The organism is Sphingopyxis sp. TUF1 (assembly GCF_036687315.1).
Taxonomy (GTDB): Bacteria; Pseudomonadota; Alphaproteobacteria; order Sphingomonadales; family Sphingomonadaceae; genus Sphingopyxis; species Sphingopyxis kveilinensis.
The window spans coordinates 2,178,100-2,204,260 of record NZ_CP144683.1 but is presented as its reverse complement, the minus strand read 5'-3'; the positions used below and the strand labels follow the sequence as shown (position 1 = coordinate 2,204,260).

At 65.0% G+C, this 26,161-nt stretch carries 20 protein-coding genes; 6 read left to right on the top strand and 14 right to left on the bottom strand.

The genetic code is table 11. From position 1 onward, the window contains the following. Nucleotides 1-7: 7 nt before the first annotated feature. From VSX77_RS10440 to VSX77_RS10420, 5 genes are read right to left on the bottom strand one after another with little or no spacing between them, the layout of a single operon-like run. A complete protein-coding gene (locus VSX77_RS10440; RefSeq protein ID WP_338424543.1) occupies nucleotides 8-1,264 on the bottom strand; it encodes an amidohydrolase family protein in 1,257 nt (418 codons plus the stop codon). After that, nucleotides 1,261-2,667 carry an amidohydrolase gene (locus VSX77_RS10435; protein ID WP_338424542.1) on the bottom strand — a complete coding sequence of 469 codons (1,407 nt, stop codon included), beginning with the start codon at nucleotides 2,665-2,667 and terminating at the stop codon, nucleotides 1,261-1,263. Before VSX77_RS10435 ends, VSX77_RS10440 begins: the two co-directional genes overlap by 4 nt. After that, complete coding sequence (locus VSX77_RS10430; protein WP_338424541.1) at nucleotides 2,664-3,386, bottom strand: hypothetical protein; 723 nt, start codon at nucleotides 3,384-3,386, stop codon at nucleotides 2,664-2,666. Before VSX77_RS10430 ends, VSX77_RS10435 begins: the two co-directional genes overlap by 4 nt. Beyond that, nucleotides 3,383-4,663 carry an amidohydrolase family protein gene (locus VSX77_RS10425; RefSeq protein ID WP_338424540.1) on the bottom strand — a complete coding sequence of 427 codons (1,281 nt, stop codon included), beginning with the start codon at nucleotides 4,661-4,663 and terminating at the stop codon, nucleotides 3,383-3,385. Before VSX77_RS10425 ends, VSX77_RS10430 begins: the two co-directional genes overlap by 4 nt. After that, nucleotides 4,660-6,060: an amidohydrolase gene (locus VSX77_RS10420; RefSeq protein WP_338424539.1), complete on the bottom strand. Its 1,401-nt coding sequence runs from the start codon at nucleotides 6,058-6,060 to the stop codon at nucleotides 4,660-4,662. Before VSX77_RS10420 ends, VSX77_RS10425 begins: the two co-directional genes overlap by 4 nt. Before the next feature lie 153 nt (nucleotides 6,061-6,213). On the opposite strand from VSX77_RS10420, the gene VSX77_RS10415 reads away from it, so the two are divergent. Genes VSX77_RS10415 through VSX77_RS10395 form a run of 5 tightly spaced genes read left to right on the top strand, consistent with a single transcriptional unit; the run spans nucleotide 6,214 to nucleotide 11,575 of the window. After that, complete coding sequence (locus VSX77_RS10415; protein ID WP_338424538.1) at nucleotides 6,214-7,416, top strand: PLP-dependent aminotransferase family protein; 1,203 nt, start codon at nucleotides 6,214-6,216, stop codon at nucleotides 7,414-7,416. Continuing rightward, nucleotides 7,413-8,525 carry an ABC transporter ATP-binding protein gene (locus VSX77_RS10410; protein ID WP_338424537.1) on the top strand — a complete coding sequence of 371 codons (1,113 nt, stop codon included), beginning with the start codon at nucleotides 7,413-7,415 and terminating at the stop codon, nucleotides 8,523-8,525. Before VSX77_RS10415 ends, VSX77_RS10410 begins: the two co-directional genes overlap by 4 nt. Beyond that, the gene (locus VSX77_RS10405) at nucleotides 8,522-9,571 is read left to right on the top strand and encodes an ABC transporter substrate-binding protein (RefSeq protein WP_338424536.1); all 1,050 of its coding nucleotides are present in this window, start codon (nucleotides 8,522-8,524) and stop codon (nucleotides 9,569-9,571) included. Before VSX77_RS10410 ends, VSX77_RS10405 begins: the two co-directional genes overlap by 4 nt. Nucleotides 9,572-9,578: 7 nt before the next feature. Further along, a complete protein-coding gene (locus tag VSX77_RS10400; protein WP_338424535.1) occupies nucleotides 9,579-10,745 on the top strand; it encodes an ABC transporter permease in 1,167 nt (388 codons plus the stop codon). Further along, nucleotides 10,742-11,575: an ABC transporter permease gene (locus VSX77_RS10395; protein WP_338424534.1), complete on the top strand. Its 834-nt coding sequence runs from the start codon at nucleotides 10,742-10,744 to the stop codon at nucleotides 11,573-11,575. The genes VSX77_RS10400 and VSX77_RS10395 overlap by 4 nt, the downstream gene beginning before the upstream one ends. Nucleotides 11,576-11,593: 18 nt before the next feature. Here the strand turns inward: VSX77_RS10395 and VSX77_RS10390 are convergent, their stop codons facing one another. The 8 genes from VSX77_RS10390 to VSX77_RS10355 form a co-directional block, all read right to left on the bottom strand. Continuing rightward, nucleotides 11,594-13,423, bottom strand: coding sequence for a DUF885 domain-containing protein (locus VSX77_RS10390; protein WP_338424533.1), 1,830 nt, complete (start codon nucleotides 13,421-13,423; stop codon nucleotides 11,594-11,596). Continuing rightward, nucleotides 13,420-15,213: a DUF885 domain-containing protein gene (locus VSX77_RS10385; RefSeq protein ID WP_338424532.1), complete on the bottom strand. Its 1,794-nt coding sequence runs from the start codon at nucleotides 15,211-15,213 to the stop codon at nucleotides 13,420-13,422. Before VSX77_RS10385 ends, VSX77_RS10390 begins: the two co-directional genes overlap by 4 nt. Before the next feature lie 11 nt (nucleotides 15,214-15,224). Next, complete coding sequence (locus VSX77_RS10380) at nucleotides 15,225-17,165, bottom strand: S9 family peptidase (RefSeq protein ID WP_338424531.1); 1,941 nt, start codon at nucleotides 17,163-17,165, stop codon at nucleotides 15,225-15,227. A gap of 55 nt (nucleotides 17,166-17,220) precedes the next feature. Next, nucleotides 17,221-20,475: a TonB-dependent receptor gene (locus VSX77_RS10375; RefSeq protein WP_338424530.1), complete on the bottom strand. Its 3,255-nt coding sequence runs from the start codon at nucleotides 20,473-20,475 to the stop codon at nucleotides 17,221-17,223. 100 nt (nucleotides 20,476-20,575) lie between these two features. Then, nucleotides 20,576-21,550, bottom strand: coding sequence for a FecR family protein (locus tag VSX77_RS10370; protein WP_338424529.1), 975 nt, complete (start codon nucleotides 21,548-21,550; stop codon nucleotides 20,576-20,578). Beyond that, nucleotides 21,522-22,091 (bottom strand): RNA polymerase sigma factor, encoded by a 570-nt coding sequence (locus VSX77_RS10365; RefSeq protein ID WP_338424528.1) that lies wholly within the window; start codon nucleotides 22,089-22,091, stop codon nucleotides 21,522-21,524. Before VSX77_RS10365 ends, VSX77_RS10370 begins: the two co-directional genes overlap by 29 nt. Nucleotides 22,092-22,236: 145 nt before the next feature. Next, nucleotides 22,237-22,977 carry a hypothetical protein gene (locus tag VSX77_RS10360; protein ID WP_338424527.1) on the bottom strand — a complete coding sequence of 247 codons (741 nt, stop codon included), beginning with the start codon at nucleotides 22,975-22,977 and terminating at the stop codon, nucleotides 22,237-22,239. Further along, entirely contained in the window at nucleotides 22,977-24,671 is a 1,695-nt protein-coding gene (locus VSX77_RS10355; protein ID WP_338424526.1) for an alpha/beta hydrolase-fold protein, read from the bottom strand. The genes VSX77_RS10360 and VSX77_RS10355 overlap by 1 nt, the downstream gene beginning before the upstream one ends. Before the next feature lie 206 nt (nucleotides 24,672-24,877). On the opposite strand from VSX77_RS10355, the gene VSX77_RS10350 reads away from it, so the two are divergent. Further along, entirely contained in the window at nucleotides 24,878-25,204 is a 327-nt protein-coding gene (locus VSX77_RS10350) for a hypothetical protein (protein ID WP_338424525.1), read from the top strand. Here VSX77_RS10350 and VSX77_RS10345 read toward each other — a convergent pair. Beyond that, complete coding sequence (locus tag VSX77_RS10345) at nucleotides 25,197-26,108, bottom strand: LysR family transcriptional regulator (RefSeq protein ID WP_338424524.1); 912 nt, start codon at nucleotides 26,106-26,108, stop codon at nucleotides 25,197-25,199. The two genes, VSX77_RS10350 and VSX77_RS10345, sit on opposite strands and share 8 nt — an antisense overlap. Between the last annotated feature and the right edge of the window lie 53 nt (nucleotides 26,109-26,161).

Here is a 26,161-nt window from a genome sequence, read left to right as displayed (position 1 = left end):
CGGTCGGTCAGCGCCGATAGCGGTCGCGCAATTCCAGCGGGCGCGCCGTCAGCGGCGCTTCGATGCCCTCGACGAGGATCAGCTGCGGCTGCGACAGCGGCTCCAGCGGATCGCCACTCCACAGCACCAGATCGGCAGCCCGGCCGCGCTCGATCGTTCCCGCGCGATCGGCGACGCCGAACACCCGCGCCGGGTTGACGGTGATCGCCGCCACCGCCGCTGAATGGGGCAAGCCCCACGCCACCGCATTGCCCGCACCAAAGCGCAGTTCGCGCGCGCGGTGCGCGGCGCCCGCCGACGTCCGGATGACGATCGTCACCCCGGCCTTGTGCAGCCGCGCCGCATTTTCCATCGTCGCGCCAAGCTGCGCAAAGCTGTGCGGCAGGTTTGCCAACGGATCGAGGATCACGGGCAGATTCGCCGCCGAGATTTCGTCCGCGACGCGCCAGCCTTCTTCGGCACCGTCGAGGATGATCCGCAGCTTCTCGTCCTTTGCCAGCGCGATCATCTCGCGGATGTCCGACGCACGATCGACCTTGACGATCAGCGGCACCCGCCCCTCGGCCACCGGCACCAGCGCCTCAAGGTCGATCCGCGACAACGCCTGCGGCCGCCCATCCCCGCGGTCATAGGCGGCGCGATGCGCGGCGAAGTGACGCACATCGGCCAGCGTCGCGCGCAGCGCCGCGATCGCCGCTCCCCGCGCACCGCCCGCACGCGCGGCGCCGCTCTCGCCCATTTCGAGCACCATCGCCGCGCGCGGCCGCGTCACCATGTCCGGGCGCTGGGCGAGGTCGATCACCGCCGCCTGCCCCGCAAACTGCAGCTCGCGCCCGGCGCGATCGTCATAAAGCGGTGTCGTGACGGCATGGGTGATCCCGCCCAGCCGCGCGACGGGCAGCAGGATCGAATCGGGATTGAGCCCCAGCGAAATGTCGAAACCGGCGCTGATCCGCACGCTGTGCGTCGCGCGGTCGGCGCTTGCGGGAACCTGACTCACTTCGACCGCGCCCAGCGTGCTGTCCGCCTGGATGAAACCCGGCGTCACGACGCCGCCGCGCCCGTCGATGACGCGCGCCGCGGCGGGCACGGCCAGGTCGGCACCGATCGCCGCGACGCGTCCGTCGTCGATCAGGATCGTCGCGCGCTCCAGCGTGCCCTCGCCCGCCATCGTCATCACCCGGGCATCGACGATCGCAATCGTTTCGGCGGCGACCGGCGGCGACAGCGCCAAGGCGGCGCAAGCGGTCAGGAACCGGATCATGGCCGCGGCTCCCGCGGGCCTTGCCCCTGCCCGATCATGAAATCGGAATGGCGGCGATAGGCGGGATCGCGCCGGTCAAAGACGATCGCGCCGTCGATCCAGACCGTGTCGGGGCGCGCATAGATGCTGAACGGGTCGGCATCCCACATCACGACATCGGCGTTCTTTCCGGGTTCCAGCGTGCCGACGCGATCGTCGATGCCCAGCGCCTTCGCCGGGTTCGCGGTGATCCATCGGATCGCCTCGGCCTTGTCGATCTCGATCCCCGCGCGCCGCGCCGACGACAGCGCCCCCGCCGCCTCCTGGTTCAACCGCTGGACAAGGTCCGCATCGTCTGAGTGGATGATCGCGCAGCCGCCCGCGGCGTGGATCATCGGCGCATTTTCCTCGATCGCGTCGAACGCTTCCATCTTGTATCCCCACCAGTTGGTCCAGGTGGCGACGCAAATATTTTCGCGCGCGAGCAGCGGCGCGATCTTGAACGCCTCGTTCGCGTGGTGAAAGGTACGGATGCGAAAGCCGAACTCGCGCGCAACGTCGATCATCACCGCCATCTCGTCGGCGCGGTAGCAATGGTTCTGGACGAGAATCTCGCCCTTCAGCACCCCCGCCAGCGTCTCCAGCTGCAAGTCGCGCTTCGGTGCGTCGCCCGCGCGCCCGCCCTTCTCCCACTTCTCCCATTTGGCCGCATAGTCCGCCGCGTCGATCCACGCCTTGCGATACCCCGCGACATTGCCCATCCGCGTCGCCGGCGACCGGCTCCGACCGCCGTAAACGCGCTTGGGATTTTCGCCGCACGCGACTTTCAGCCCATAGGGCGCGCCGGGAAACTTCATCCCCTGCATCGTCACCGACGCCACATTTTTCAGCGTCACGGTGCGGCCGCCGAACAAATTGCCCGACCCCGGCAGGATCATCAGGCTGGTCACCCCGGCCTCGCGCGCGGTGTCGAAGCCGGGGTCCTGCGGCCAAAGCGAATGTTCGGCCCACACCTGCGCGGTATTGGGATCGGTCATTTCGTTGACGTCGTTCAGCGCGTCGAGCGAATCGGGCTGCGCCCACACACCCAGGTGCGAATGCGCGTCGATGATGCCCGGCGTCACCCATTTGCCGCGCGCATCGACCGTCCGGTATCCGTCGGGCACCGCCAGCCCCGCCCGCACCGCGACGATCCGGCCCTCGTCGATCAGCAGCGTGCCGTTCGCGATTTCGGCGCCCGCCGCGGTCCATATCGTCGCGCCGACCAGTGCGGTGCGCCCGGCCATTGGCGCGCGATAGGTGCTGGGATAGGCCTCCACGGGCGCAGCAGGCGACGGCGCGGCAGTGACCGGCACCGGACGCTCGCTCGCGGCGCAGCCACCCAGCGCCAGCGCGGCGCAAAGAATCAGCGTCGCGCGGATCATTTCGCGTCGGGCGTAACCGACCGGATGACCGTGCCCTTTTCGTCGAGGAAGTCGATCGACGCCGCGCCGTCGGGTGCCACTTTCATCAGGATACGCGGGCGCCCCATCGCATCGTTCAGCATCACAGCCGATTCGCGGTCGCGCGTCTTGCCGACATACAGCCGCTGCCGTCCAAAGGTGCCGTCGGCCTTCACCTTCTCCAGCGCCGCCGTCCGCTCGGGGCCCTCGGGCATCGCGGTAATGCGCTTGGCAAGGCCGAAATCGAGCGGGGCATCGGGCCGGTCGTTGACCACCATCCCCGCCCAGCGGCGCCCGTCATATTCATTCTGCGTCAGCTGGATGACCTGATCCTGCTCATATTGGTCGAAACTCAGATGCCCGCCGCTCGACACCTTGCCGTCGGGGCCGGTGCTGCCGCTGAAGGTCAGGCCGCCGTTTTCGGACCCTTCGTCATTGTAAAAGATGATCCCCGCGCCGCGATTGCCGCCGGGATGCGGCTGTTCCTTGCCTTTCATGATGATGCCGGGGGCGCGGCTGTTGTTCGACAGGATCATGCGGATCGTGCCGTCATCCTCACGAATATTGATCCGTTTGACGTCGATCTCGTCGAACGCCGCCTTGCCGGGCGGCGTGTCGGCCCCGGCCTGCGTTGCCAGCGCGATCGACGCGGCGGCGGTCAGGACGCCCGAATAGAGGACAAGCAGCTTGTTGACGGTCATGGCAATTCTCCATTGGCGGGGGCGGTGATGGCGGGAAGATAACGGTCGCGAAGTTCGGTCGCGCGCGACGTCATCGGCTGGCTTACGCCGCCGATCACCACCGCGATGGGGCGCGACAGCGTGTCGAGCGGGTCGCCGTCCCAGACGACGACATCGCCGTCCTTGCCGGTTTCGATCGATCCGGCGCGGTCCGCCATGCCGAATATGCGCGCCGGATTGATGGTGATCGCCGCCAACGCCGCGCTCCAGTCGAGCCCGCTCGCGACGGCATTGCCGGCGTTATAGCGCATCTCGCGTTCGCGGTGGCTGCCGTTGCCCTCGATCGCGATGACGACGCCCGCCGCCGCCAGCCGCTGCGCATTTTCCAAAGTCGAACCCAGCTTTTCAAACGACGCCGGCGTGTTTTCGACCGGGGTGAGCAGCACGGGGGCGCGCGCCGCTGCAATCTCGCCCGCCACGCGCCAGCCTTCGGCCGCGCCTTCGAGGATCAGCCTGATCCGCTCTTCGCGCGCAAGCGCCAGCATGTCGCGAATGTCGGAGGCGCGGTTTACCGTGACGAGCAGCGGCATCACTCCGTCGACGACGGGGATCAGCGCCTCCATATCGGCACGCGACAGGATATAATCGCGCGTGGCGCCACGGTCATAATCGGCGCGGCGCAGCTTGTAATCGCGCACTTCAGCCAGCACGGCGCGCAGCGACAGCAACGCCGCCGCGCGCGCGCCGCCTGCCCGCTCGGCGCCCGCGTCGCCCATCTCCAGCATCATCGCCGCGCCGCGCTTCACCGGCGCCGTGCGGCCGTCGAGCGTGATCGCCGCGGCCGTCCCGGCGAACATCAATTCGCGCCCGGCCTTGTCTTTGTACGACGGCACGACGAGCGCGCGCGTGATGCCGCCCAGCCGTGCGACCGGGATCAGGATCGAATCGGGATTGAGGCCATAGGCCGCATCGAACGCCGCGCTGATTCGGCTGTTCGCGGTGCCGCGATCGTCGGTCGCCTCGACCATGCGGACCTCGACCAGTCCCAGGCTGGTCGCGGGCGCGATCAGGCCTGGGGTGACGATCCGTCCTGCCGCGTCGATGACGCGCGCGTCCGGCGGCACCGGCACATCGGCGCCGACCGCAACGATGCGCCCGTCGCGGATGACCACGGTGCCGCGCGCCAGATCGCCCGCTGGGCCCATCGTCACGACGCGCCCCCCGGTGATCGCCACCGTCTGCGCGGCGGCGGGCAGGCCAAGTGCGCACAGCGAAAGCAGGAGTAACCAGCGGCTCATCGCGCAAAATCCTGTCCGGGCTGGCCCAGCAGGAAATCGGACGGCGCCTGATAGCGCGCGTCGCGGCGATCCCACACCGGCGCGCCGTCGATCCACACGCGATCGGCGCGCGCGTAGACGCTGAACGGATCGGCGCTCCACAGCACCAGATCGGCCATCTTGCCGGGTTCCAGCGTGCCGACGCGGTCGTCGATGCCCATAGCTTTCGCGGGGTTGGCGGTGATCCAGCGGATCGCTTCGCCGCGCGTGATCGTCATGCCGGCGTGATTGGCGGCGGTCATCGCGATCCCGGCCTCCTGATTGAGCCGCTGGATCAGCAGGCCGTCATCCGAATGGATGATCGCACAGCCGCCTGCGGCGTGGATCATCGGCGCATTTTCCTCGATCCCGTCGAGCGATTCCATTTTCGCCCCCCAGCTGTTCGCCCAGGTGGCGACGCAAATATTTTCGCGCGCCAGCAAGGGCGCGATCTTGAACGCCTCGTTCGCGTGGTGAAAAGTGCGGATGCGAAAGCCGAACTCGCGCGCGACGTCGATCATCACCGCCATCTCGTCGGCGCGGTAACAGTGATTCTGGACGAGAATCTCGCCCTTCAGCACCCCGGCCAGCGTCTCCAGCTGCAAGTCGCGCTTCGGCGCATCGCCCGTGCGTCCGCCCTTTTCCCACTTCGCCAATTTGGCGGCGTAATCGGCGGCGTCGATCCACGCCTTGCGATACCCTGCGACATTGCCCATCCGCGTCGCCGGCGACCGGCCGCGCTCGCCGTAAACGCGCTTCGGATTTTCGCCGCACGCGATTTTCAGACCATAGGGCGCGCCGGGAAACTTCATCCCCTGCATCGTCACCGACGCCACATTTTTCAGCGTGACCGACCGACCGCCGAACAGATTGGCCGATCCTGGCAGGATCATCAGCGAGGTGACCCCGCCCGCCCGCGCCAGCCGGAATTTGGGGTCTTGCGGCCACACCGAATGTTCGGCCCACACTTCGGCCGTGTTAGGCGCGACCGCTTCATTGCCGTCCTGATGCGATGGCGTGCCGGGCGAGGGATAGACGCCCAGATGCGAGTGCGCGTCGATGATGCCCGGCGTCACCCATTTGCCGCGACCGTCGATGCGGTCATAATCTTGGGGCACCGCGACGTCCGGCCCAACGGCTTCGACCAGACCGTCCCGCACAAGGATCGTCGCATCGCCGATTTCGGCGCCGGTGCCGGTCAATATGGTGGCACCGACGATCGCCACCGGCCGCGCTGCGGGTGCGCGATAGCTGCTTGGGAACGGATCTTCAGGGCCGCCATCGGCCGCCGCCGCGCCGTTTGCCGGCAGCGACGCAAGCATCGTCGCCGCCGCCGCTACCGCCGCACCTCTTTGCCACCGTCGCGCACGAAATATCATGAAGCCGCCTCCCGAACAGGACGAGCGACGGCGGGGTCAAATCCGCCACCCGTTTTTTTGGCTGGAAGCGGTGGCGGATTCGCCGGTGGCGATCATCGTTTCAGGCAGGGACAGCCGCTTGGCCGAAAAGCGCTGACATGGAGGGGCGATAGCTTGCCGAATACCGAACGCCTGGCGCGTCGCGCGATGAACTTGTCGACCCGGCTGCCTGCCCCCCATTTTCCGTCGGAATTCGGTCAGGAGACCATCCTCTTCGATTCGGGCTTTGCCGCTCCGCAGCTGCTGCCCGACCTTGCACCTTATGCCACTGCCGCGCTGTCGGAACATCGCGAAGAAACCCTGCAATACGCCTCGGGGCGCGGACAGCCCTATCTGCGTGAATGGCTCGCCGACTGGATGAACGACGAAGGCTGCGCGCTGACCGCCGATCATATCCTCGTGACCAACGGCGCCAAGCAGGGCATCGACCTCGTGTGCCGCCTGCTCCTCGACGAAGGCGATGCGATCGTCGTTACCGCGCCGACCTATTTCACCGCCATTCCCCTCTTCCGAAACTATGGCATCCATTTCATCGAGGCGGCGCAGGATGACGCGGGCATCGATGTCGCGGCGCTCGAACGCCAGCTCGAACGCCGCGCCGCGGAGGGCCATCCGCCGCCGAAATTCATCTATAACATTCCCGAATTTCACAATCCCACCGGCGCGACGATGCCTGCCGACCGCCGCGCCGCACTCGTCGCGCTCGCCCGCGCGCGCGGCATCGCGCTCGTCGAGGACAGCCCCTATCGCCGCGTACGGTTCGACGGCGACGGCGGCCCGCTCCTGAAATCGCTCGATACCGACGGCACGGTTTTTCACGTTGGCACCTTTTCCAAACTGGTAGCGCCGGGGCTGCGCATCGGCTGGGTCGCCGCCGACCCCGTGCATATTGCCCGCATGATCCAGCTAAAGGCCGAGGGCGGCTCGTCGCCGCTCATTCAGCGGATCATTCACGGGTTCGCGAGTTCCTCCGCCTTCCCCGACCATATTGCGCGCGTTCAGGCGGCGTATCGCGAACGCCGCGACGCCATCGTCGCCGCGATCGCGCGCGACCTGCCGGGCGCCCACGTCGCGGTGCCCGAGGGCGGCTATTATGTCTGGCTGACCCTACCCGAGGCGGTCGACGGCGACCTCCTCGCAGAACAGGCGGCGGCGGCGGGGGTGCATCTGATCGCGGGCAGCCGCTTCTTCGCGGTGCAGAACGACGCGACGCCGCGCAACCACATCCGCCTGTCGTTCAGCTATACGACACCCACCCAGATCGACGACGGAATCCAGCGCCTCGGCGCCGTCTATCGCAAAATGACCGCACAATGAGCGAAACCGCGCCTCTCGTCGAATTTCGCGGCGTCGAAAAAATCTACGCAGGCGGCGCCCGCCCCGCCGTATCGGACCTGAACCTGACGGTAAACCGCGGCGAATTCATCAGCCTGCTCGGCCCCTCGGGCTCCGGCAAAACGACGACGTTGATGATGCTGGCCGGCTTCGAAACCCCCACCCACGGCGAGATTCTTCTGAACGGACAGTCGCTCACCAATCGCCCGCCGTACAAACGCAACATGGGCGTCGTGTTTCAGAACTACGCGCTGTTCCCGCATATGACCGTCGCCGAAAACCTTGCCTTCCCGCTCGGTGTCCGCGGCATCAAGGGCGCCGATGCGGCGGCCCGGGTCGATCGGGCGCTCGCGCTGGTCCGGCTCGAAGGCATGGGATCGCGCCGTCCGGAGGCCCTGTCGGGCGGGCAACGCCAGCGCGTCGCGCTTGCCCGCGCGCTGATCTTCGAACCCGATGTCGTGCTGATGGACGAACCGCTCGGCGCACTCGACCGCCAGCTTCGCGAACATCTGCAAACCGAAATCAAACGCATCCAGCGCGCGCTGGGACTCACCATTGTTTATGTCACGCACGACCAGGGGGAAGCACTGACGCTGTCCGATCGCATCGCGGTTTTTTCGGAAGGGCGCATCCAGCAGCTCGGCACCCCGGCGCAAATCTATGAAACGCCCGCGAATATGTTTGTCGCCAGCTTCGTCGGCGAAAACAATATGCTGCCCGGGACGGTCATCGCGCGCAGCGACGAACAGTGCGCGATCCTGCTGCGCGGCGGCCAGATCGTGCGCGCGAACGCATCGGGGGCGGTTTTGCCGGGCGACGAGGTGGTCGCCGCAATCCGGCCCGAACATATCGAAAGCCGGGGCAAGTCCTCCGATTGCTGCAACACACTCGACGCCCGCGTGGACGAGCTTGTCTATCACGGCGACCATCGCCGCATCCATGCTGCGCTGGGCGGCGGCGACACACTCGTCATACGTACCTCGGCGAGCCGCGATCTCGCGGTCGGCGATGCGCTGCCGGTCAGCTGGTGCGCCGATCATTGCTTCGCTTTCGCGACAGGTCGCCGGTCGCAGCGCGAGGATGCGGCATGATGATCGCGCGCAGCTTTGCCGCGACGCTGCTGTTTCTAGCCACCGCCGCCTGCGATAGCGGCGCCGAGCTGCGCCCGCTGACCGTCGTCGGCTGGGGCGGGTCGTCGCAGGACGCGCATCGGCAGGCCTATTGGACGAGCTTCACCAAGGCGACCGGAATTCCACTCCGCGAGGACAGCTGGCGCGGCGGCGTCGGCGTGATCCGCACCAAGGTGGTCGGCGGCGACGCCAGCTGGGACATCGTCCAGGTCGAAACCGAGGATCTGATTCTTGGCTGCGAAGAGGGGCTTTTTCAGCGGCTCGACTGGGCATCGCTCGGGGGTCGCGACGCCTTTCTGCCCGCCGCGGTTCATGATTGCGGCGTGGGGGCGATGCTCTGGTCCTACGTCCTGGGCTATGATGGCGACCGGATTACCGGTGAGGGCCCGCAAAACTGGGCCGATTTCTGGGACGTCAAGCGCTTTCCCGGCAAGCGCGGGATGCGCAAGACTCCCAAATATTCGCTCGAATTCGCGCTGATGGCCGACGGCGTCGCTCCCGACCAGGTCTATCCGACGCTGCGCACCCCCGCGGGCATCGACCGCGCCTTTCGCAAGCTGGACGCGATCAAGCCCCACGTCGTGTGGTGGTCGTCGATCTCGCAGGTTCCCGACCTTCTCGGTTCGCGCGAAATCGTCATGTCGGTGACAAGCCCGGGGCGGCTGGTGGTGGCCAATCGCACCGAAGGCCGCAATTTCAAGCTGAACTGGACCGGCAACATTTACGCCGTCGACTATTGGGTCATCCTCGCCAACAGCCCGCGCCGCGCCGAAGCGGCCCAGCTTCTTCGCTACATGACCCGGCCTGAAAACCAGATGCGCCTGCCGCGCTATATCCCGACGGGGCTGACCAGCATCGAAGCAGGCGCCCGCGTCGATCCGCGGCTTAAGCGCGATACGCCCAGCGATCCCGCGAACATGACCGACGCACTCGAACTCGATGCCGATTTCTGGGTCGAATATGGCGACCAGCTCACCCAGCGTTTCAATGCCTGGGTCGCGCGCTAGACCGGGGATGCAGCGGCGTTGGTGGACTTTCGCGCTGGTGGCGCCCTTGCTGCTCTTCCTGCTTGCCAGCTTTGTCGCGCCGGTGATGCTGATGCTGTCGCGCGCCGTGACGGACCGCGAACTCATGACCGTCTGGCCCGACAGCGCGGCGGCGCTGCGCCAATGGGACAGCGGCGGGCTGCCGCCCGACACATTGGCGCAGACGATATCGCGCGACATTCTGGCATCGCGCCGCGCCGGTACGCTCAACCGCGCCGCCAACCGGCTCAACTATGATGTCGTGGGCTCGCGCAGCCTGCTTTACGCCACGGCCGACCGGCTGGAGGCGGGGGCGCCGGGCGATAGCGTGGGCGCGCTCGCTCAGATCGATCCGCGCTGGGGGCAGCCCGAAATCTGGGCCGCGATGCGCCATGCCGACGGCCCGCTCACCAGCCATTATCTGCTCGCAGCACTCGACCGGAGGCTTACCATGGACGACGGGGTTGCCCGCGTTGCGCCGGAGCAGGCGGTGTTCGAAACCATCTTCCTGCGGACATTCAAGATCAGCGCCGTCGTCGCCCTGCTCTGTGTCGCGCTCGGTTATCCGGTGGCGTTTCTGCTGGCTTCCTTGCCGCAGCGCGTGGCGAACCCGCTGCTCATCCTTGTCCTCCTGCCCTTCTGGACATCGGCGCTCGTTCGCACCGCGGCTTGGGCCGTGCTGCTCCAGACCAACGGCGTCGTGAACAACGCGCTGCAATATGTCGGGCTGATCGATGCGCCGCTCCAGCTCATATATAATCGCGTCGGCGTCTATATCGCGATGACGCATGTGCTCCTGCCCTTCTTCATCCTGCCGCTCTATGGCGTGATGAAAGGGATTTCGCCGACCGCCATGCGCGCCGCGAGCTCGCTTGGCGCACGGCCGCTGCGCGCTTTCTGGCAAGTCTATCTGCCCCAGTCGCTGCCGGGCGTCGCGGCCGGCGCGATCATCGTCTTCACCCTCGCGCTCGGCTATTATGTCACGCCCGCGCTGGTCGGCGGCGGCGCGGACCAGATGATCAGCGCGTCGATCGCCTTTTATACCAACCAGTCGCTCAACTGGGGCATGGCGGCGGCGCTCAGCCTGCTGCTTCTCCTGCCGCTCGCGCTGATGCTCTTTGCCGGGCGGACGATGGTTCGCACGGTGCCGGTATGACCGCGCTTCGCTCGCGGGGCGAACGCGCCGGCCGCGCCGCTCTCATCGTCTATTCCGCGCTGGTCTTCGCCTTTCTGGTCCTGCCGATCCTCGCCGTGGTGCCATTGTCGCTCAACCCCGGCAGCTTCCTCGTCTTCCCAGAAAGCGGCCTGTCGCTGCGCTGGTACCGCACCCTCGCGGAATCCCCGCAATGGACGCACAGCTTCGCGAACAGCCTCAAGATCGCCGTCGCCACGACCTTGATCGCAACCCCGCTCGGCACGCTCGCGGCGATCGGGCTCGCTCATATGCAGTCGCGCGCCAAGCCGGTCATCGTCGCGATCATTTCGGCGCCCCTCGTCGTCCCGATCGTCGTCGTCGCGGTTGCCTTCTATTTCCTGTTCGCGCCGCTGGGGCTGGTCAACGGCCCGGTCGGGCTGATCGTCGCGCACAGCGCGCTCGCGCTCCCTTTCGTGGTGATCGTGGTTCATGCGTCGCTTCACGGTCTCGACAGCGAGTTGTTGCGCGCTGCGTCCAGCCTCGGCGCGCGGCCGGTGACGGTGTTGATCCGCATATTGATGCCGCTAACGGCGCCCGGCATCGCCGCGGGCGCGGTCTTCGCCTTCATGACGTCGTTTGATGAGACGACCGTCGCGCTGTTCATCGCGGGGCCGGAGCAACGCACGTTGCCGATTCAGATGTTCGAAGGAGTACGCGAACAGATCAGCCCGGCGATCGCGGCGGCGGCGACCTTGCTCGTCATTGCCTCGACGCTGCTGCTGGGGGCTGCCGAACTGCTGCGGCGGCGCGGCGAACGGATGCGCGCGGCGTCGCTTGGCACGTCCGACTGATCGAACGCGCAGCGGCGCTCAGGCCGCTTTATCGAAATCCTGCACCGACGGCCCGCCGCGCGCGATCCACGCGTCGATCCGCTCTTTGAGCAGCGGCAATGGCAGCGGCCCTGCGCCCAGCGTCACGTCGTGGAAGTGCCGCAGGTCGAACCGATCGCCAAGCTTGGCCCGCGCGCGTTCGCGCAGCTCGAGGATCTTCTGCATCCCGATATAATAGGCGGTCGCCTGACCGGGCAGCACGATATAGCGGTCGATCTCGCGCTGATTGTCGTAATGGCTCGACGGCATATTGGCGTCGAGATAGGCGGTCGCCTGCTCGCGCGTCCATTTCATCGCGTGGATTCCACTATCGACTACCAGTCGGCACGCGCGCATCAGCGACAGCGACAGTCGTCCGAAGTCCGAATAGGGATCGGCATAAAGCCCCATTTCCTTGGGCAGCAGCTCCGAATACAGCCCCCAGCCTTCGGAAAAGGCCGCGATACTCGCAAAGCGGCGGAATTTGGGCAGCCCCTCCATCTCGTGCGCGATACAGGTTTCGGTGTGATGCCCCGGGATCGCCTCATGATAAAGCGTCGCCGCCAGCTGGTACCGCGGCTGCGCCTTCATGTCGGTGAGGTTGATATAGAAGATGCCCGGCGCCGACCCGTCCTGCGGCGGGTTGCGATAATGCGCCTTGGGCGCCGATTTCTCGCGCCACGCCTCGATCGCGCGCACCTCGACCGGCGCCTTGGGAAAGCGGGCGAACAATTCCCGCTCCCGTCCGCGGATTTCGTCGAGCAGCGCATTGGCTTCGGCCAGATAGGCGGCGCGACCGGCGGCATCGTCCGAATGATAGAAACGCGGGTCGTCGCGCATGAAGGCGAAAAAGGCCTGAAGGTCGCCCTCGAAGCCCGTCCGCTTCATGATCGCGCGCATCGCGTCGTGGATCGCCGCCACCTCGCGCAGCCCCAGTGCGTGCACCGCTGCTGCGGTCAGCGGCAGCGTCGTGTAATTTTCCAGCCGCGCTTCGTAATAGGCCTGCCCGTCGGGCAGCTTCCACACCCCGTCGCGCGTTTCGGCCTTGGCCTCCGCCGCGCGCAGATGTGCGACCAGTCGGCGATAACCGCGCGCAAAGCCGCCCGACAGCGCCGCCGTTCCCCGCTCCAGCAGGTCGGTCCGTTCGACCTCGGAAACCGGCGCCTTCGCCAGCTTCGCCTTGAAGTCGGACAGGATGGGACTGTCGCCCTCGCCGCCGAACGGAGCGCCCTTGAACAGGTTGAGGCTTGGTTCGATCAGCAGCGCATAGACAAAGCGCGGCGGCTGAATGCCTTTGGCCTCCTGCGCCGTCAACCGCTCGACAGCCTGCGCCATCAGCGGATCGACGCGCTCCAGCCGCTGGATATAGGCCTCTGCGTCGGCCACGCTGCCGATGGGATGGCTGTTGGTAAGCGTGCTGGGAACGCGCGTGTGCATCCCCCCCATCTGCGTCATCACATAATCATGGTCGCGCCAGCGGAAATCGCGGATCGCCTGTTCGGTCGACCGCATATACATCCGGTGGCTGAGCCGCGCCTGCGCCGACAGCGCTGCGACATCGAAGCCGCGCAAGATGACGAGATCCTGCTCGCGCAGCCGATGGTCTTCCAGCTCGCGCGCCTCGCTGATGTCGTCCCATTTGTCCTGGTCGCGCCGGATGCCGAGCGCCGACTGGCGAATGGGGCTGCGATCGAGACTGCGCTGGAACACCGTCTCGAAAAAGGCGTCGAGCCGCGCATCCTCGCCGGTTTCGACGGCGAACAGCGGCGGTGCCGCCAGTGCGGCGCCTGCCAGCGCCGCCGATCCGATAAACTGGCGGCGGTCGATCATGCGGCTCCTCCCTTCGCAATCCATGCCTCGATGCTCGCCTGAAGCATCGGCAGCGGCAGGGGCCCGCTGCCCAGCACCCGGTCGTTGAACGCGCTGATCACGAAACGCGGCCCCAGCGCGGCGCGCGCGCGGTCGCGCAGCTCGACGAGCTTCAGCTTGCCCATTTCGTAGGCGCAGGCCTGACCCGGCGTGACGATATAGCGCTGGATCGCGGTGACATTGTCGGCGTGGTTGGCGGGGGTGTTTGCATCCAGCCATGCGATCGCCCGCTCGCGGCTCCAGCGCAGCGCATGGACGCCGGTGTCGGTAACCAGCCGCCCGGCGCGCATCAGCTCCATCGAAAGTCGCCCGAAATCCTGCCAGGGGTCATCGTAAAGGCCCATCTCGACGGGCAGCTGCTCGGCAAACAGCGCCCAGCCCTCGCTGAACGCGGTATAGCTGCCGAACGCCCGAAATTTCGGAAGGTCGGTCAGCCCGCGTGTCACCGCCTTTTCCAGATGATGCCCTGGAACGCCCTCGTGATAGGCTAGCGCCGACAGTTCATAGATGGGCAGGTTCCGCATGTCGCGCGTGTTGACATAGAGGATGCCGGGGCGCGTTCCATCGGCCGAAGGCGCGAAATAGCCCGCGGTTCCCGCCGACGCTTCGAGCCACGGCTCGACCGGCTTCACGACGACATCGGCGTGAGGCGCATGGCCCGTCAGCTCGCTCAGCCGCGCGGTAACCGCCGCAATCTTGGCGCGCATCGCGTCCAGATACCCCGCCTTGCCTGCGGCGTCGTTCGGATAATAGAAATGGTCCGCGGTTCGCACATGCTCGAACAGCTCGCCAAGCGTGCCGTTGAAGCCGGCGCGCTTAGCGACGGCGCGCATTTCCTCATGCAGTCGCGCCGCTTCCGCGAGGCCGATGCGGTGGACCTCCTCTGCCGGGATCGGGAGCGTCGTGTTCCAGCGAAGCTGCGCGGCGTAATAGGCGTCGCCATCGGGCAGGCGCCAGACGCCATCGTTGCACCCGTCGGGACAGCGCGCGGCGCGAAGATGTTCGATCAGGTGTCGGAAACCGGGACCGAAGCCTTCCAAAAGGCCCGCGCGCGCCGCATCGACGAGCCGCGCGGTCGCCGCTTCGTCCAGCGCCAGCGCGGCCACTTTGCCGCGGAAATCGGCAAGGATCGGGCTGTCCGGCGCGTCCGGCTGGAAGGGCGCACCGGTAATCAGCTTTTCGCAATTGCCGATGACCAAGGGCCTAGAAAAATCGGGCGGGACGACGCCGGTCGCTGCCTGCCGCTCCAGCCCCGCGACCACCACCGCAAGATAGGGGCGCACCGCATGGAGCCGTTCGATATAGGCCTCGGCATCGGCGACGCTGTTGATCGCATGATTGTTGATCAGCGTCTGCGGAATGTCGCGTTGCGGCCCGCGCATCTGGCACACGGGGTAATGATTGCCGCGCCAGCGATGCCGTTCGATCGCCTCTTCGGCGTCATAGGCGAAAAGGTCATAGCTCAGCTGCGCCTCGAGCGTCAGCGCGGCGCGATCGAAGCGCCGCAATTCGGCAAGGTCGCCCCGGGCAAGCGCGACATTTTCGTCGGCGCGCGCCTCGCTGACGTCGGGCCAGCCGCGGTTTGCGCCCTTGCCGCCCAGCACCGATTGCGCCGCGGGATTGCGCGCAAGGTCGCGCTGGAACACGCGCTCGAAAAAGGCGTGGAGCCGCTCATTCTCTCCGCCGCTCGCGGCCCATGCCGGCGCGGCGGCGACCAGCGCGCCCGCCGTGATGAACTGGCGCCGGTCCATCGCTCCCATCGTCACCGGCCGTTCGGAAAATCGCCGAGCGGCGAGACCGTTTCTTTCGTGGCCATCGATGCGCTCGCGGCGCCTTTCACATGTTTGTCGAGAAATTGCAGGATCGCGCGATAACCCGAAATCTGATTTGCCTTTTTGCGGAAACCGTGCCCCTCATCGGCAAAGACGATATATTCGACCGGTACGCCGTTCGCCTTGACGCGTTCGACAATATCCTCCGACTCGACTGGCAGGACGCGAGGGTCGTTCGCCCCCTGCAACACGAGCAGCGGCTTGCGGATCTTGTCGGCGTGAAAGACGGGCGAGATGCTGCGCAGATATTCGGCGTCCTTGTCGGGATCGCCGACTTCGGTGAACAGCAGGCGGCGCAAATCCTCCCACCAGCTCGGCGTGTTGGCGAGCAGGCGGGGCCAGTTGGACACGCCGTAAATATCGACTCCCGCCGCAAAGACATCGGGCCGGAACGCCAATCCGGCCAGCGTCATGTAGCCGCCGTAGCTTTGCCCCTGGATCGCGACCTTGGCGGGATCGACGAAGCCCGTTTCGGCGAGCATCGCCTTGGCCGCAACGACATCGTCCAGATCGGCATCGCCATGGCGCCGGTCGTCGAGGTGATAAAAGGTCCGCCCCGATCCGCTGCTACCGCGATTGTTGATTTCGAACACGACATAGCCATTGTTGACGAGGAACTGCTGCAACGGACGATAGCCGATCCGGCTTTCATCGCCGGGGCCGCCGTGAACATGGATGACCGCGGGAAGGCCGTCGCCCTTTTTGGCGCCCTTTGGCACATAAAGGATGCCGGGGACCGCCAATCCGTCATAGGATTTGAATCGGACGACGTCCCCCGGCACCAGATCCTCGGGCGCGACGCCGGGTGCACGCGCGTTGAGGAGAGGAGCGCGCGCACCGGTTTTCAGATCAAGGAGCAGAATCTCTCCCGGCGTCGCGCCGTTGGAGGCGCTGTACAGCGCCTTTCGGCCATGGTTGGCGAGCAGCAGGCCGGCGCTGGCCTGCGGCATCGGATCGTCGAAGGCGATTTTGGCGAAGCTGTCGGCGTTCAGCAGATAGGGACGCGAACGCGCATCCTCGTTGACCGAAACCAGCAGCGTGTCGCCGTCGCGCGACAGCGCCGCCCCCTCGACGTCCCATTCGGGTTTGAAGACTGTGCGCCGCTCGCCCGTCGCAAGGTCACGGCGGACGAGGAAGGCGAATTCGCCGCCGTCGTCCGTTGTGTAAAAAAGCCGTGCGCCCTGGTCGGCGAAAACCTGCGGTTCGCAGGCGACCGGCCGCCCTTCTTCGGTAAGCTGGATCAGCCGCGCTTCGGTACGGTCGTAAACATAACAATGCTTGGTCGCATTGTCGTGGATGCGGCTGAGCCCGACATAACGGCGGTCGGGGCTGACCGCGCGCACCTGATACGCTTTGTCGTTCTGGAACAGCAGCGTCTTTTGGTAGCCGTCGGTGCGGATTTCATAGAGGTCGAAAAAACGCGGATCGCGTTCGTTCGTCTGGACGAAAAAGGATTTCCCGTCGTGTGCCCAATCGACGAAGCGCGCGACATGCCGATCGCCCGGCGTGACGTCGCGCGTCGTGCCGTCGATTTCGCGGACGTAGATATGCGCCAGTTCATTGCCGCCCTGATCGCTGGTGAACAGGATGCGCTCGTCGTGCGGAAAATATCCGATCGCGCGCACCGTTTCGGTCGTCGATTGCGTCAGCGGCGTGGCCTCGCCCCCCGCCGACGGCATGACATAGATGTTCGCGATGCCGGTGCGGTTGCTGGTGAAGATGATCTTGCTGTCGTCGGGCGACCAGGACAGCCCCGCGATAGTGTCCGACTCCATGAGCTGCTCGATCGTGTAGCGCTTGGGCGCCGTCTCCGCCGCAACCGGCACCGCTACGAGACAGGCCAGCGCCAGGCCGAGCAGATATTTTGTCATGCGTTCCTCGATCTCGGACGGCGGCGGGCGGAGCCGAGGCCCCGCCCGCTTCCGGTCAGAAGTTAGCGCTGGCGCGCAGCGTATAGGTGCGCCCGATCGGATCGAACACGCTGAACGAGCGCGAAACGGTCGCGGCATAAGGCACCTTGCGGTCGAACAAATTCCGGATGGCGAGTTGTAGCGTGAACCTGTCCGCAACCTCGACACCGAAGGTCGTGTTTACCAGCGTATATGCCGGAAAATCATTGACCGGCGTGTCCTCGATCGTGGCGTTATTGTCCCTTACCGATTTGCTGGTCCACAAGACCTGCACGTCGAGGTCGAAGGGATGGAAGTTGTAGCCGATCCGGCCATTCACATCCCATTTGGGCGAGCCCAGCGTGCCGGCATTCTCGATCACAGGCGAACCGCCCGAGGTTTGGGTCCGGAAATGGGCGATATGGAAGGCCTTGACGCCCAGACGGAGCATCCCCGGCTCCGATCCTGCGATGTTGGGAACCGCAAAACGATAGTCGATTTCACCGATGATGCCCCCAAAGTCGCGCGAAGCACTATTGTAATAGGTTTCGGTAAAACCATCCGCAATATCCCCCGCAATGCGCTGCCGACCGGTGGCGGCCGACTGTTGTGCAGCCTGCGCCGCGGTGAGGCGGCTGAAAGCCTGACACGCGGGCTCGTCCGGGAAATTGGGGCTGTCGTAGCAAGCTGCCTGCGAGGTACGCAGATCGAAGCTTGCAATCGCGTTACGCAGCTTGATGTGGCTGTAATCGATCGCCATCCGCAAGCCCGGGATCGCCGGCGGCTGATAGGTCATGCCAAAGGAATAAGACCGTGCCGTCTCGTTATCGAGATTGGCATTGCCGGTCAGCACCCCGAAAGGCGATGCCCCATTGGTCGTCGCCACAAAGGTACCCGGAGGCGCAGCGCCGACCGCGGCAAGCGCCGCCGTGCAATTTGCCCGTCGAACGTCGGGATTCGGTCCGCCACCCACTCGGCTCGCCGAACAAACGTCGTTTGCCGAAATTGCCGAAGGGGTCGGATTGAGAAACAGTTCGACGATCGACGGATTACGAATGGCGCGCGTATAAACGCCGCGGAAGGTAATGCCTTCCAGTATCCCGCCGAACCGGGGCTGGAGCCGCGCACCGGCAGACCAGGTTACATCGCCGCCGGCGACCGAGTGATCGACGTAGCGGATGGCGCCCTCGGCCTGAAGCGACCGGATAACCGGCACGTCCATGGCGTCCGAAATCAGCGGCACGACGCCCTCACCATATATTTCGTCGGTGTTGAATTTGCCTTCCGGTGCATCCGGATATTGCAGCGACCCGTTCAACAACGAAAGACCGCCATTGATGATGTCGTTCCCGCTGAACGAGCCCTTCTCGGTACGATGCTCGTAGCCGATGCTGAAGGCGATGGGCTCGGCGATTCCAAAGGGAAGCTTGCCGCCCAGGTTGGCGCTGAAAACTTCCATCGAATTTTTGCTGATACCAATGCCTTGATCGACCACATAATCGACCGCTTCATCGCTGGCGGCATTTTCGCCGAAAATATTGAGTGGGACGCAGTCGCCACCGACCCGGCAAACGATGTTCCCCGACCCGTCGGTCACGGCATCAACGGCATTCAACAAACGGGTCAGGTTTATCTGATTAAATTCTGACCGGTTGCGGCTGGAACCATAATTATATGATGCATCCCAGTTCCAAGCCTGCCCGCCGACATCGAGGTCCCCTTTGAACCCGGCAACGATGCGATAGACGTCGAGTTCAGTTTTGGCCGGTCGGCGATCGATCACGTCGTTGAAGTTGCGATTGATCTGAAAGCTGGTCAGCCCGTTCGCGGCGATAATCCCCCGCGCCTGCTGCGTGAGAAAGGCGTTGTCCGCCTGAATCGTGATGGCGGGACCGCCCAGAATATTGGGAGCAGCGAATTGGAAAAGATCGCTGATCTTGGTTCCCTGCGTATTGGCATAAGAGCCTTCCACAAAGAAATTCACGCGATCGGAGATGTCGTAATTGCCCATCGCGTTGAACAGGTAACGCTGATTGGGAGAGAGAAGGCTCGTGTAGCGCGCGGGGTCCATCCCGTCACCGCCGTCGGCAAAAATGGGAATACCCTGCGTCGAGGATCCCGGAAAAGCTTCACCCAGGACAAAGGGGACCAGGTCGCCGTTGGGGCCGAACATGACCGGCTGGCCCGCAGAATTGCGGAGATACGTCGGTCCGAACGGAACCAGCGTGCTGTAAGGCAGGCCGCCGTCAGTCAGCGCGGCGTAGCGCAGAGCCTCGACGACTTGCTGGGCCGGAATGCCGTCGGTGCGATCCGTGTTGCCCGAGGGGGTCAGGAAGCGGAACGGGAACCGGTCGGCGAGCACCATGCCTTCCTGGCGAACATATTCGGCCGACAGCACGATATTGCCGCGACCCTCGTCAAAATTGCGCCCGAACAGGCCGCGAACCATCTGGTTTGCCGCATCGCCGCGGTCGGAGATGCTTGCTTGCCCCGTCAGTTCAAGACCTTCGTAATTTTCCTTCAAAATCACGTTGACGGTACCCGCGATAGCGTCCGACCCATAAACGGGTGCGCCACCGATCGCGACGGTTTCGATACGTTCGATCAGCCCGACGGGAATGAGGTTGAGATCGACCTGCGATCCGGGGGAAGCGGACTCGCCGTTGCCCGACACAGTATTCGACGACACAAAGCGTCGCCCGTTCACAAGGGTCAGGGTCCGCTGCGAACCGAGGCCGAAGAAGTCGGCAAAACTTTGCGCAATGCCAAGATTGCCCTGCGCCGTTCCGATCTGGCTGCTGGCCGCCGGCGCGAAGCCCGGCGTATCCTGCAACACTTCCAGCGCATTGGTATAGCTGCGGCGTCCGATCTCTTCGGCATCGGTCGTCGAGGCCGCCTGCAACGTATCGAAGCCGGCGCGCTCGATTCGCGATCCGGTGACGACAATTTCCTGGCCGACGGTTTCGGATGCCACTTCGGCGCTGGCGCCGCTCCCGCTTCGGCGGATCACGACCGCATCGCCGTTCTGGACCACCTCGAGCCCCTTGCCCGCAAGCATCCGGCGAAGCGCCTCGACGGGGGTGAAGCTGCCGTTAACGGCGTTGGTGGTGACGCCTGACAGGTCGGCGTCGGGAACCATCACCTGCACGCCCGACTGGATCGCGAGCCGCTGGACCGCTGTCGCCGCGTCGCCGGCGGGGATCGTGAAACTTTGGCGCTCCTGCGCCATGGCGGGCGCCGCCCACAGCATTGCTGCGGCAACGCCGGTCATCAGCGCCGCGCGCGAATTCATACGGCTGGCTCGCTCCCACCTCATCACAATCCTCCCTAAAGCCCCGAAGCCAATATGGCTTCCACAGACGGATGAGCGATGGCGCGCCGGAATCCGCTATTCAGTGCGAGGGAGAATTCTGCTGGCGTACCAGATGCAGTTCGTCACCCCGACGAACCACCTCGCCATTGAACGCGCCGGCGGCTGCCTGGGCAAAGGCATTGGCATCGCCGAGCTTGAAAACGCCCATGAATTCGGCGCGCGCAAGCGTCGGATCCTCGATCACGACGCGGAGGTCCGAATAGCGGTTTACCTCGGCCGCGGCGATACCCAGCCGCTGTCCGTCGAAAACCAGCAAGCCTTTGCGCCACGCGCCGCGCCGTTCGACATCGGCCGCATCGAGCACTGCCTTGCGGGGGCCGGTCGCAGCGGCGACGAACTGTTCGTTGCGGCGCAGATAGCGCGGCGCGGCCGATCCGCTCGCCTGGCCGCCAACAGCCACAACGCCTTCCTCGACCGTGACCTCGACCCCGCCCTCTTCGATCCCGACGACAAATTCGGTGCCGACGGCGCGGACGTTCAGCCCGTCGGCCTCGACAATGAAGGGGCGCGCGGGATTGTGCGCGACGTCGAATGACGCCTCGCCCCGGCGCAGCACGATGCGGCGGACATCATCCTCGTAGCGAACCTGCACCGCGGCATCGCCGTTCAGCATCATCACCGACCCATCGTCGAGCGCGATGCGCCGCACCTCGCCGCGTTCGGTCGCGACGCGGCCTGCAAACTGATCATAGGCAGCAACGCCGCCGGTCACCGCCAGAAGGACCGATGCCGCCATCGCATAGGGTGCCCAGCGGCGCGCGCGTACCGGCTGCGATGGTTCGCGCGCCGCGCCGCTGCCCAGCGCTGCCACACGGTCGAGGTCGAGCCACAAAGCCTGCGCGCGAACATAGGCGCCGAGGTGCCGGCTATCCGCCGTCAGCCAGTCGTCGAGTTCCCGCTGTTCGCCCGTGTCCAGTGCGCGTTCGGCCGTCCGCACCGCCCAGGCCGAAGCCCGGCTGTCGATGTCAGCCCCATTTCCAGAACCTGCGCTCACGCGTTCTTCCATCCTGTGCGCCCGCGGGCGCCTGTTTCATTGCCTCGGAAACCAGCCGCAGCGCTTTCGAGAGATGTTTCTCGACCGTGCTTTCGGCAATTCCCATATGTTCGGCGATCCGGCGCTGGGAAAAATCCTGAAACTTCTTCAGCTCGAACGCCTGACGGCATTTCGGGGGCAGCGTCTGCAATATTTCGTGCAGCCGCGCCAGTTCTTCCTGTCCGCTGAGCCGCCGATCGACGCTCATCTCTTCATCCACGATGTTCAGCGTGTCCAAATCCGCCACCAGGTCGATCGCGACGATGCGCGACCGGCGGATATGCTCGCCGACAATATGCCGTGCGGTTACATAGAGATAGGCGCGGGCGTTGCGGATCGTGTCGGCATCGGCGGTCCAGAGACGGGCATAGGCCTCCTGCACCACTTCATCGACGTCGCACGAACTGAGGCCCCGAACGCGCCCGGCCAGCCAGCCGCGCAGGTCGGGTTCGTGAGGCAATACCTCACGCGCAAACCAGCGAAGTCGGGTCTGATGATCCATGGAACGGCATGGCATCAGCAAATCACGCCACCGTCAAGGATTAATGACAGTTTCGTGAATTTTTTTGTTATTTTTGAATGTGATAGAAAATGGCACGCCGAACGCCCGGGAAAGCATCCCGGACGGCAGCTCCGGATCGGCAGGATTATTGGCTGATCCGCTTCACCACCTTTCCGGCGGGGTCGAGAAATTCGATGCTCGGCGTGCCGTCGGTGCCAACTTTCAGCAAAAGGCGCGCCTTTCCGTCCTTGTCGGCCAGCCGTACGACCGTCTCCTCCAACGCCTTTCCGGCGAAGAAGCGTTCGGCGCCGCCCCCGCCATTGGCCATGGCATAGGCGCGCATTTGCTCACGGATGCGGTTCTTTTCCGCCTCGTTGGACGCCGCGGCGGCGCGCGCGCTCATTTCCATCAGTGGCTTGATCGACCAATCGGGCCGGTCCCAGACGCGGAGGCCGGCCATGCGGCGGCCATCGGCTTCGCTATACTGGATACCGACCGTCTGGTCCTGCTTATACTGGTCGAACATCAGCGAACCCGAGGCCCGGCGATTGTCGCCGACGGTCTTGCTGCCGAACGTCAGCCCACCGACCTCGTCGCCTTCGTCGTTGAAGAACAGCATGCCGCCGCCGTCGCGGCTGTGGTGCTTATATTCCTTACCCTCCATGAACAGGCCGGGAAAGCGCTCGGCATTCGACAGAACCAAGCGGTATTTGCCATCAGGCTCGACGATATTCAGTCGCTTGACGCTGATTTCGTCGAACTGGCTCGTCGGCGGGCCTCCATCGGCCATCACCATCGCCGCGGGCGCCCATGCTCCCGCCGCAAACCCAGCCGCGATCAACATCAGCTGACTCAAACGCTTGCCGGACATCGCGCTTTTCTCCATCAATAATTCCATTGTTCGACCGGCGCGCCCGCCGGAGCGGTCTTGCGGACATGGTCGGCGACCTCGCGCACAACTCCGGCCCAGTCGGTGTGATGCCAATTATGCCCCTTGCGCGGGCGGCCATATTCGAACCGCGCAGGATATTCGGCGCCGCCCTTTTCGCGGATCATTTCCTCGAAGCGATAGACCGCAAGGTTCAGGTAGAAATCGTCCATGTCGCCGGTAAAAATATTGATCTTGCCGCGCAGTTTGGGCGCCAGTGTCGCCCAATTGTCGCGCAGGTGGGCCGACAGGTCATAGCCGTTCTCGCGCATATATTGCGCGACCGCCTTGTCGATCACCCCCGTCTTCTTGTCGAACAGCGGCACCGGATAGCCGTCGGGTCCGACCGGCCCGTGCGTCGCCTGCCAGATGTCGAGCTGGTAATAGGAACGCCCCTTCGACCCCAGCACCGCCTCCAGCGCCGCCAGCGTGCGAAGGTCGATCAATGGCTGGCCTTCGCGGGTTCGGCGGAACGGCTTTTCCTGCGTCTGCCACTCGTTCACCTTCAGGGTGAACATATTGTCGTCCTGATAGATGTCGGTCAGCTGGTAGCGCGAAAAGTCGATCGGATCGGGATTGAACACCCAGGCGCCGCCGAAATAGTCGGGATAGTGAAGTTGCAGCGCCAGCGCCTCCCAGCCGCCGGTCGACGCACCCTCGACGATCCGGCCATAGGGCTGGTCAATCAGGCGGAAACGTTTTTCCAGATAGGGCATCAACTCCTTGGTGATCGCGTCGCCCCACGGCCCGTTGTTCGCCGAGTTGAGCGAATAGGATTCGATGAAATAGGGACTCGGCGTCTCCAGCGTGATCGCCACCATGCGCGGGAAATTTTCGCCCATCCATTCGCGCGCGAACTGGTAACCCGTCTTCACATTGGCATCGGTCGCCGAACGCCGTTCGTCTTCGGTGTCGCTTGCGGGATCGGGATTGAAATTAAACGGCTCGCCGAAATGACCAAAGGTATAGATCGCGGGATAACGCGCACCGGGATGCTTCGCGAAATCCTTGGGCAGCAGCACCTCGGCGCCGATCGTCATCGGCACGCCCCAGAAATCGGACAGGATCTTGCTTTTGATCCGCACGCGCTTGATCCATGGCGTATCGGGGGCGCGAGCAATTGGCCCGATCGTCTCGGTCAGCGTCAGCGCAACGGGGGCCGATGCCGCCGGATCGAGCCGCGTATCGGCGGGTTTGCTAAACAAATTGCCGGGGAACATCGGTCCCACCGCGCGCTCCTGACTCAGCGGCACCCATATCCGGTGCCCATCGGCGCGTTTCACTTCGGTATAGCGGATCAGCACCGCCTGGACGCTGTAATCGCCCGCGGGAAGCTGCTCGAGGCCAAAGGGAAAACCGTCGGCGCGCGAATCGACGGTGACAGTCGCACCGGGGCGAAGATTTTCGACATCGACGCCGAACGCCGGGGGACCGTTCATGCCGATCATCTGTCGCGGTTCGCGCGTCGATGCGGCGCCGTCGGCGCGGCGATGGGCGACGACGATCAACCGGCCGGTCACCGGCTTCTCGGCAGAGCCAGCGGGAAGCGTCACCGCAAAGCGGATTTGCGCGGCCGCCGTCCCGTTCCAGACGAGTGCAACCAGCACGAACCCCATCGCGATCAACGCCGCGCGACAGTCAAATCGCGTCATGTCGCTTCCCCCTCTTTTTGCTTCTCCTAGAAAGACAGGATGGGCGGAATCGGAATTTCCGCTACTCCGGCAGGATCCGATCTTTCCCACCCGATTCCATACCCTGATATTTGCCTTTGGCAGGATGTTTCGGCTGCTCGCGCCTTTGCTGGCTTTCGCGTGCGCCGATGAAGCCCTATCCGGGTGGCCGCAAACAAGGAGCTATGATGATGATCGCAAGGCGCTGGAGCGGCATGGTGTTGCGGGAGCAGTCGGCGGAATATCTCCGTCTGATGCGCGAGGTTGCCATTCCCGATTATCGCGCGATCGACGGTAATCTGGCCGCGATGTGCCTTCACTCTGCGCGCGGCCAGGTCGTCGAAGTGACGATGCTGACCTTCTGGCGCGACATGGATGCCATCGCCGCCTTCGCGGGCGCCGAGCCAACTATTGCCAAATATTATGATTTCGATTCGGATTTTCTGTTGTGGCAGGCGCGCGAGGTCGAACATTTCGCGGTCGACGCGGCCGATTTCGCCGCGGATTTCAACTAGGCGCCAGCGAGGACGCAATATCCACCAGCAGCTGCCTCAGCCAAATGGCCGCCGGGTCGGCGCGCAACCTTTTCTGGCACAGAAGGTCCATCGCATCGATGCCGGGATCGACCGGAAGCGGCACCAGTTCGATCCCGAACGATGTCGTCAGGCCGCGGGCCAGTCGTTCGGGAACGACCGCCACCAGATCGGTAGCCGCGGCAATCCGCAGCGCCGCGACATAGCTCGGCGCGATGGCCGCCACCTGCCTGACGATCGGCGTGGTCGCGAGCCACTGGTCGAGAATATCGGCGCGTTCGCCCGCCCCCACCACGGCGACATGGCGCGCGGTGCATAGCCCGTCGATCATCGCCAGTTCGGCACGCAAAGGATGGCCGACGCGAACCGCCGCGACATCGCGGTCAATATAAAGGCTTTCCCGGTCAAAGCCCGGCCACTCCCGCTCGACCGAGGTAATAATCATGTCGATCCTCGACAGGGCTATTTCGTCGAGGAGATCGGGCCCGCGCCAGGCCAGTCCTTCCAATATCATCCCCGGTGCCTCGCGCTGCAGCCGTCCGAGCAACGGTGGCAATAGCAGATGCGCGGTCGGGTCGGGAAGCATCAGCCGGAAGTGACGCCGACTCGTCGCGGGCGCGAAGCTTTCCTGATTGAGGACCGTCCGGACGCCATCGAGCGCATCGCGAAGCGGGTCGCGAAGCGCTTCGGCGCGTGGCGTCAGCATCATCCGGGTTCCCGAGCGCACGAGCAGCGGATCGCCGAGCAAAATCCGGAGGCGGCCGAGCGCATGGCTGGCCGCGGGCTGCGAGAGGCCGACGCGCTGACCCGCGCGCCCGACATGCGCCTCCGTCAGCAGCGCGTCGAGAACAACGAGCAGATTGAGATCGATCCTCGCTAAATTCATCTGGTGCATATTATCTATTATAACAATCAGTTTGATCGATGACGAGGGGATCA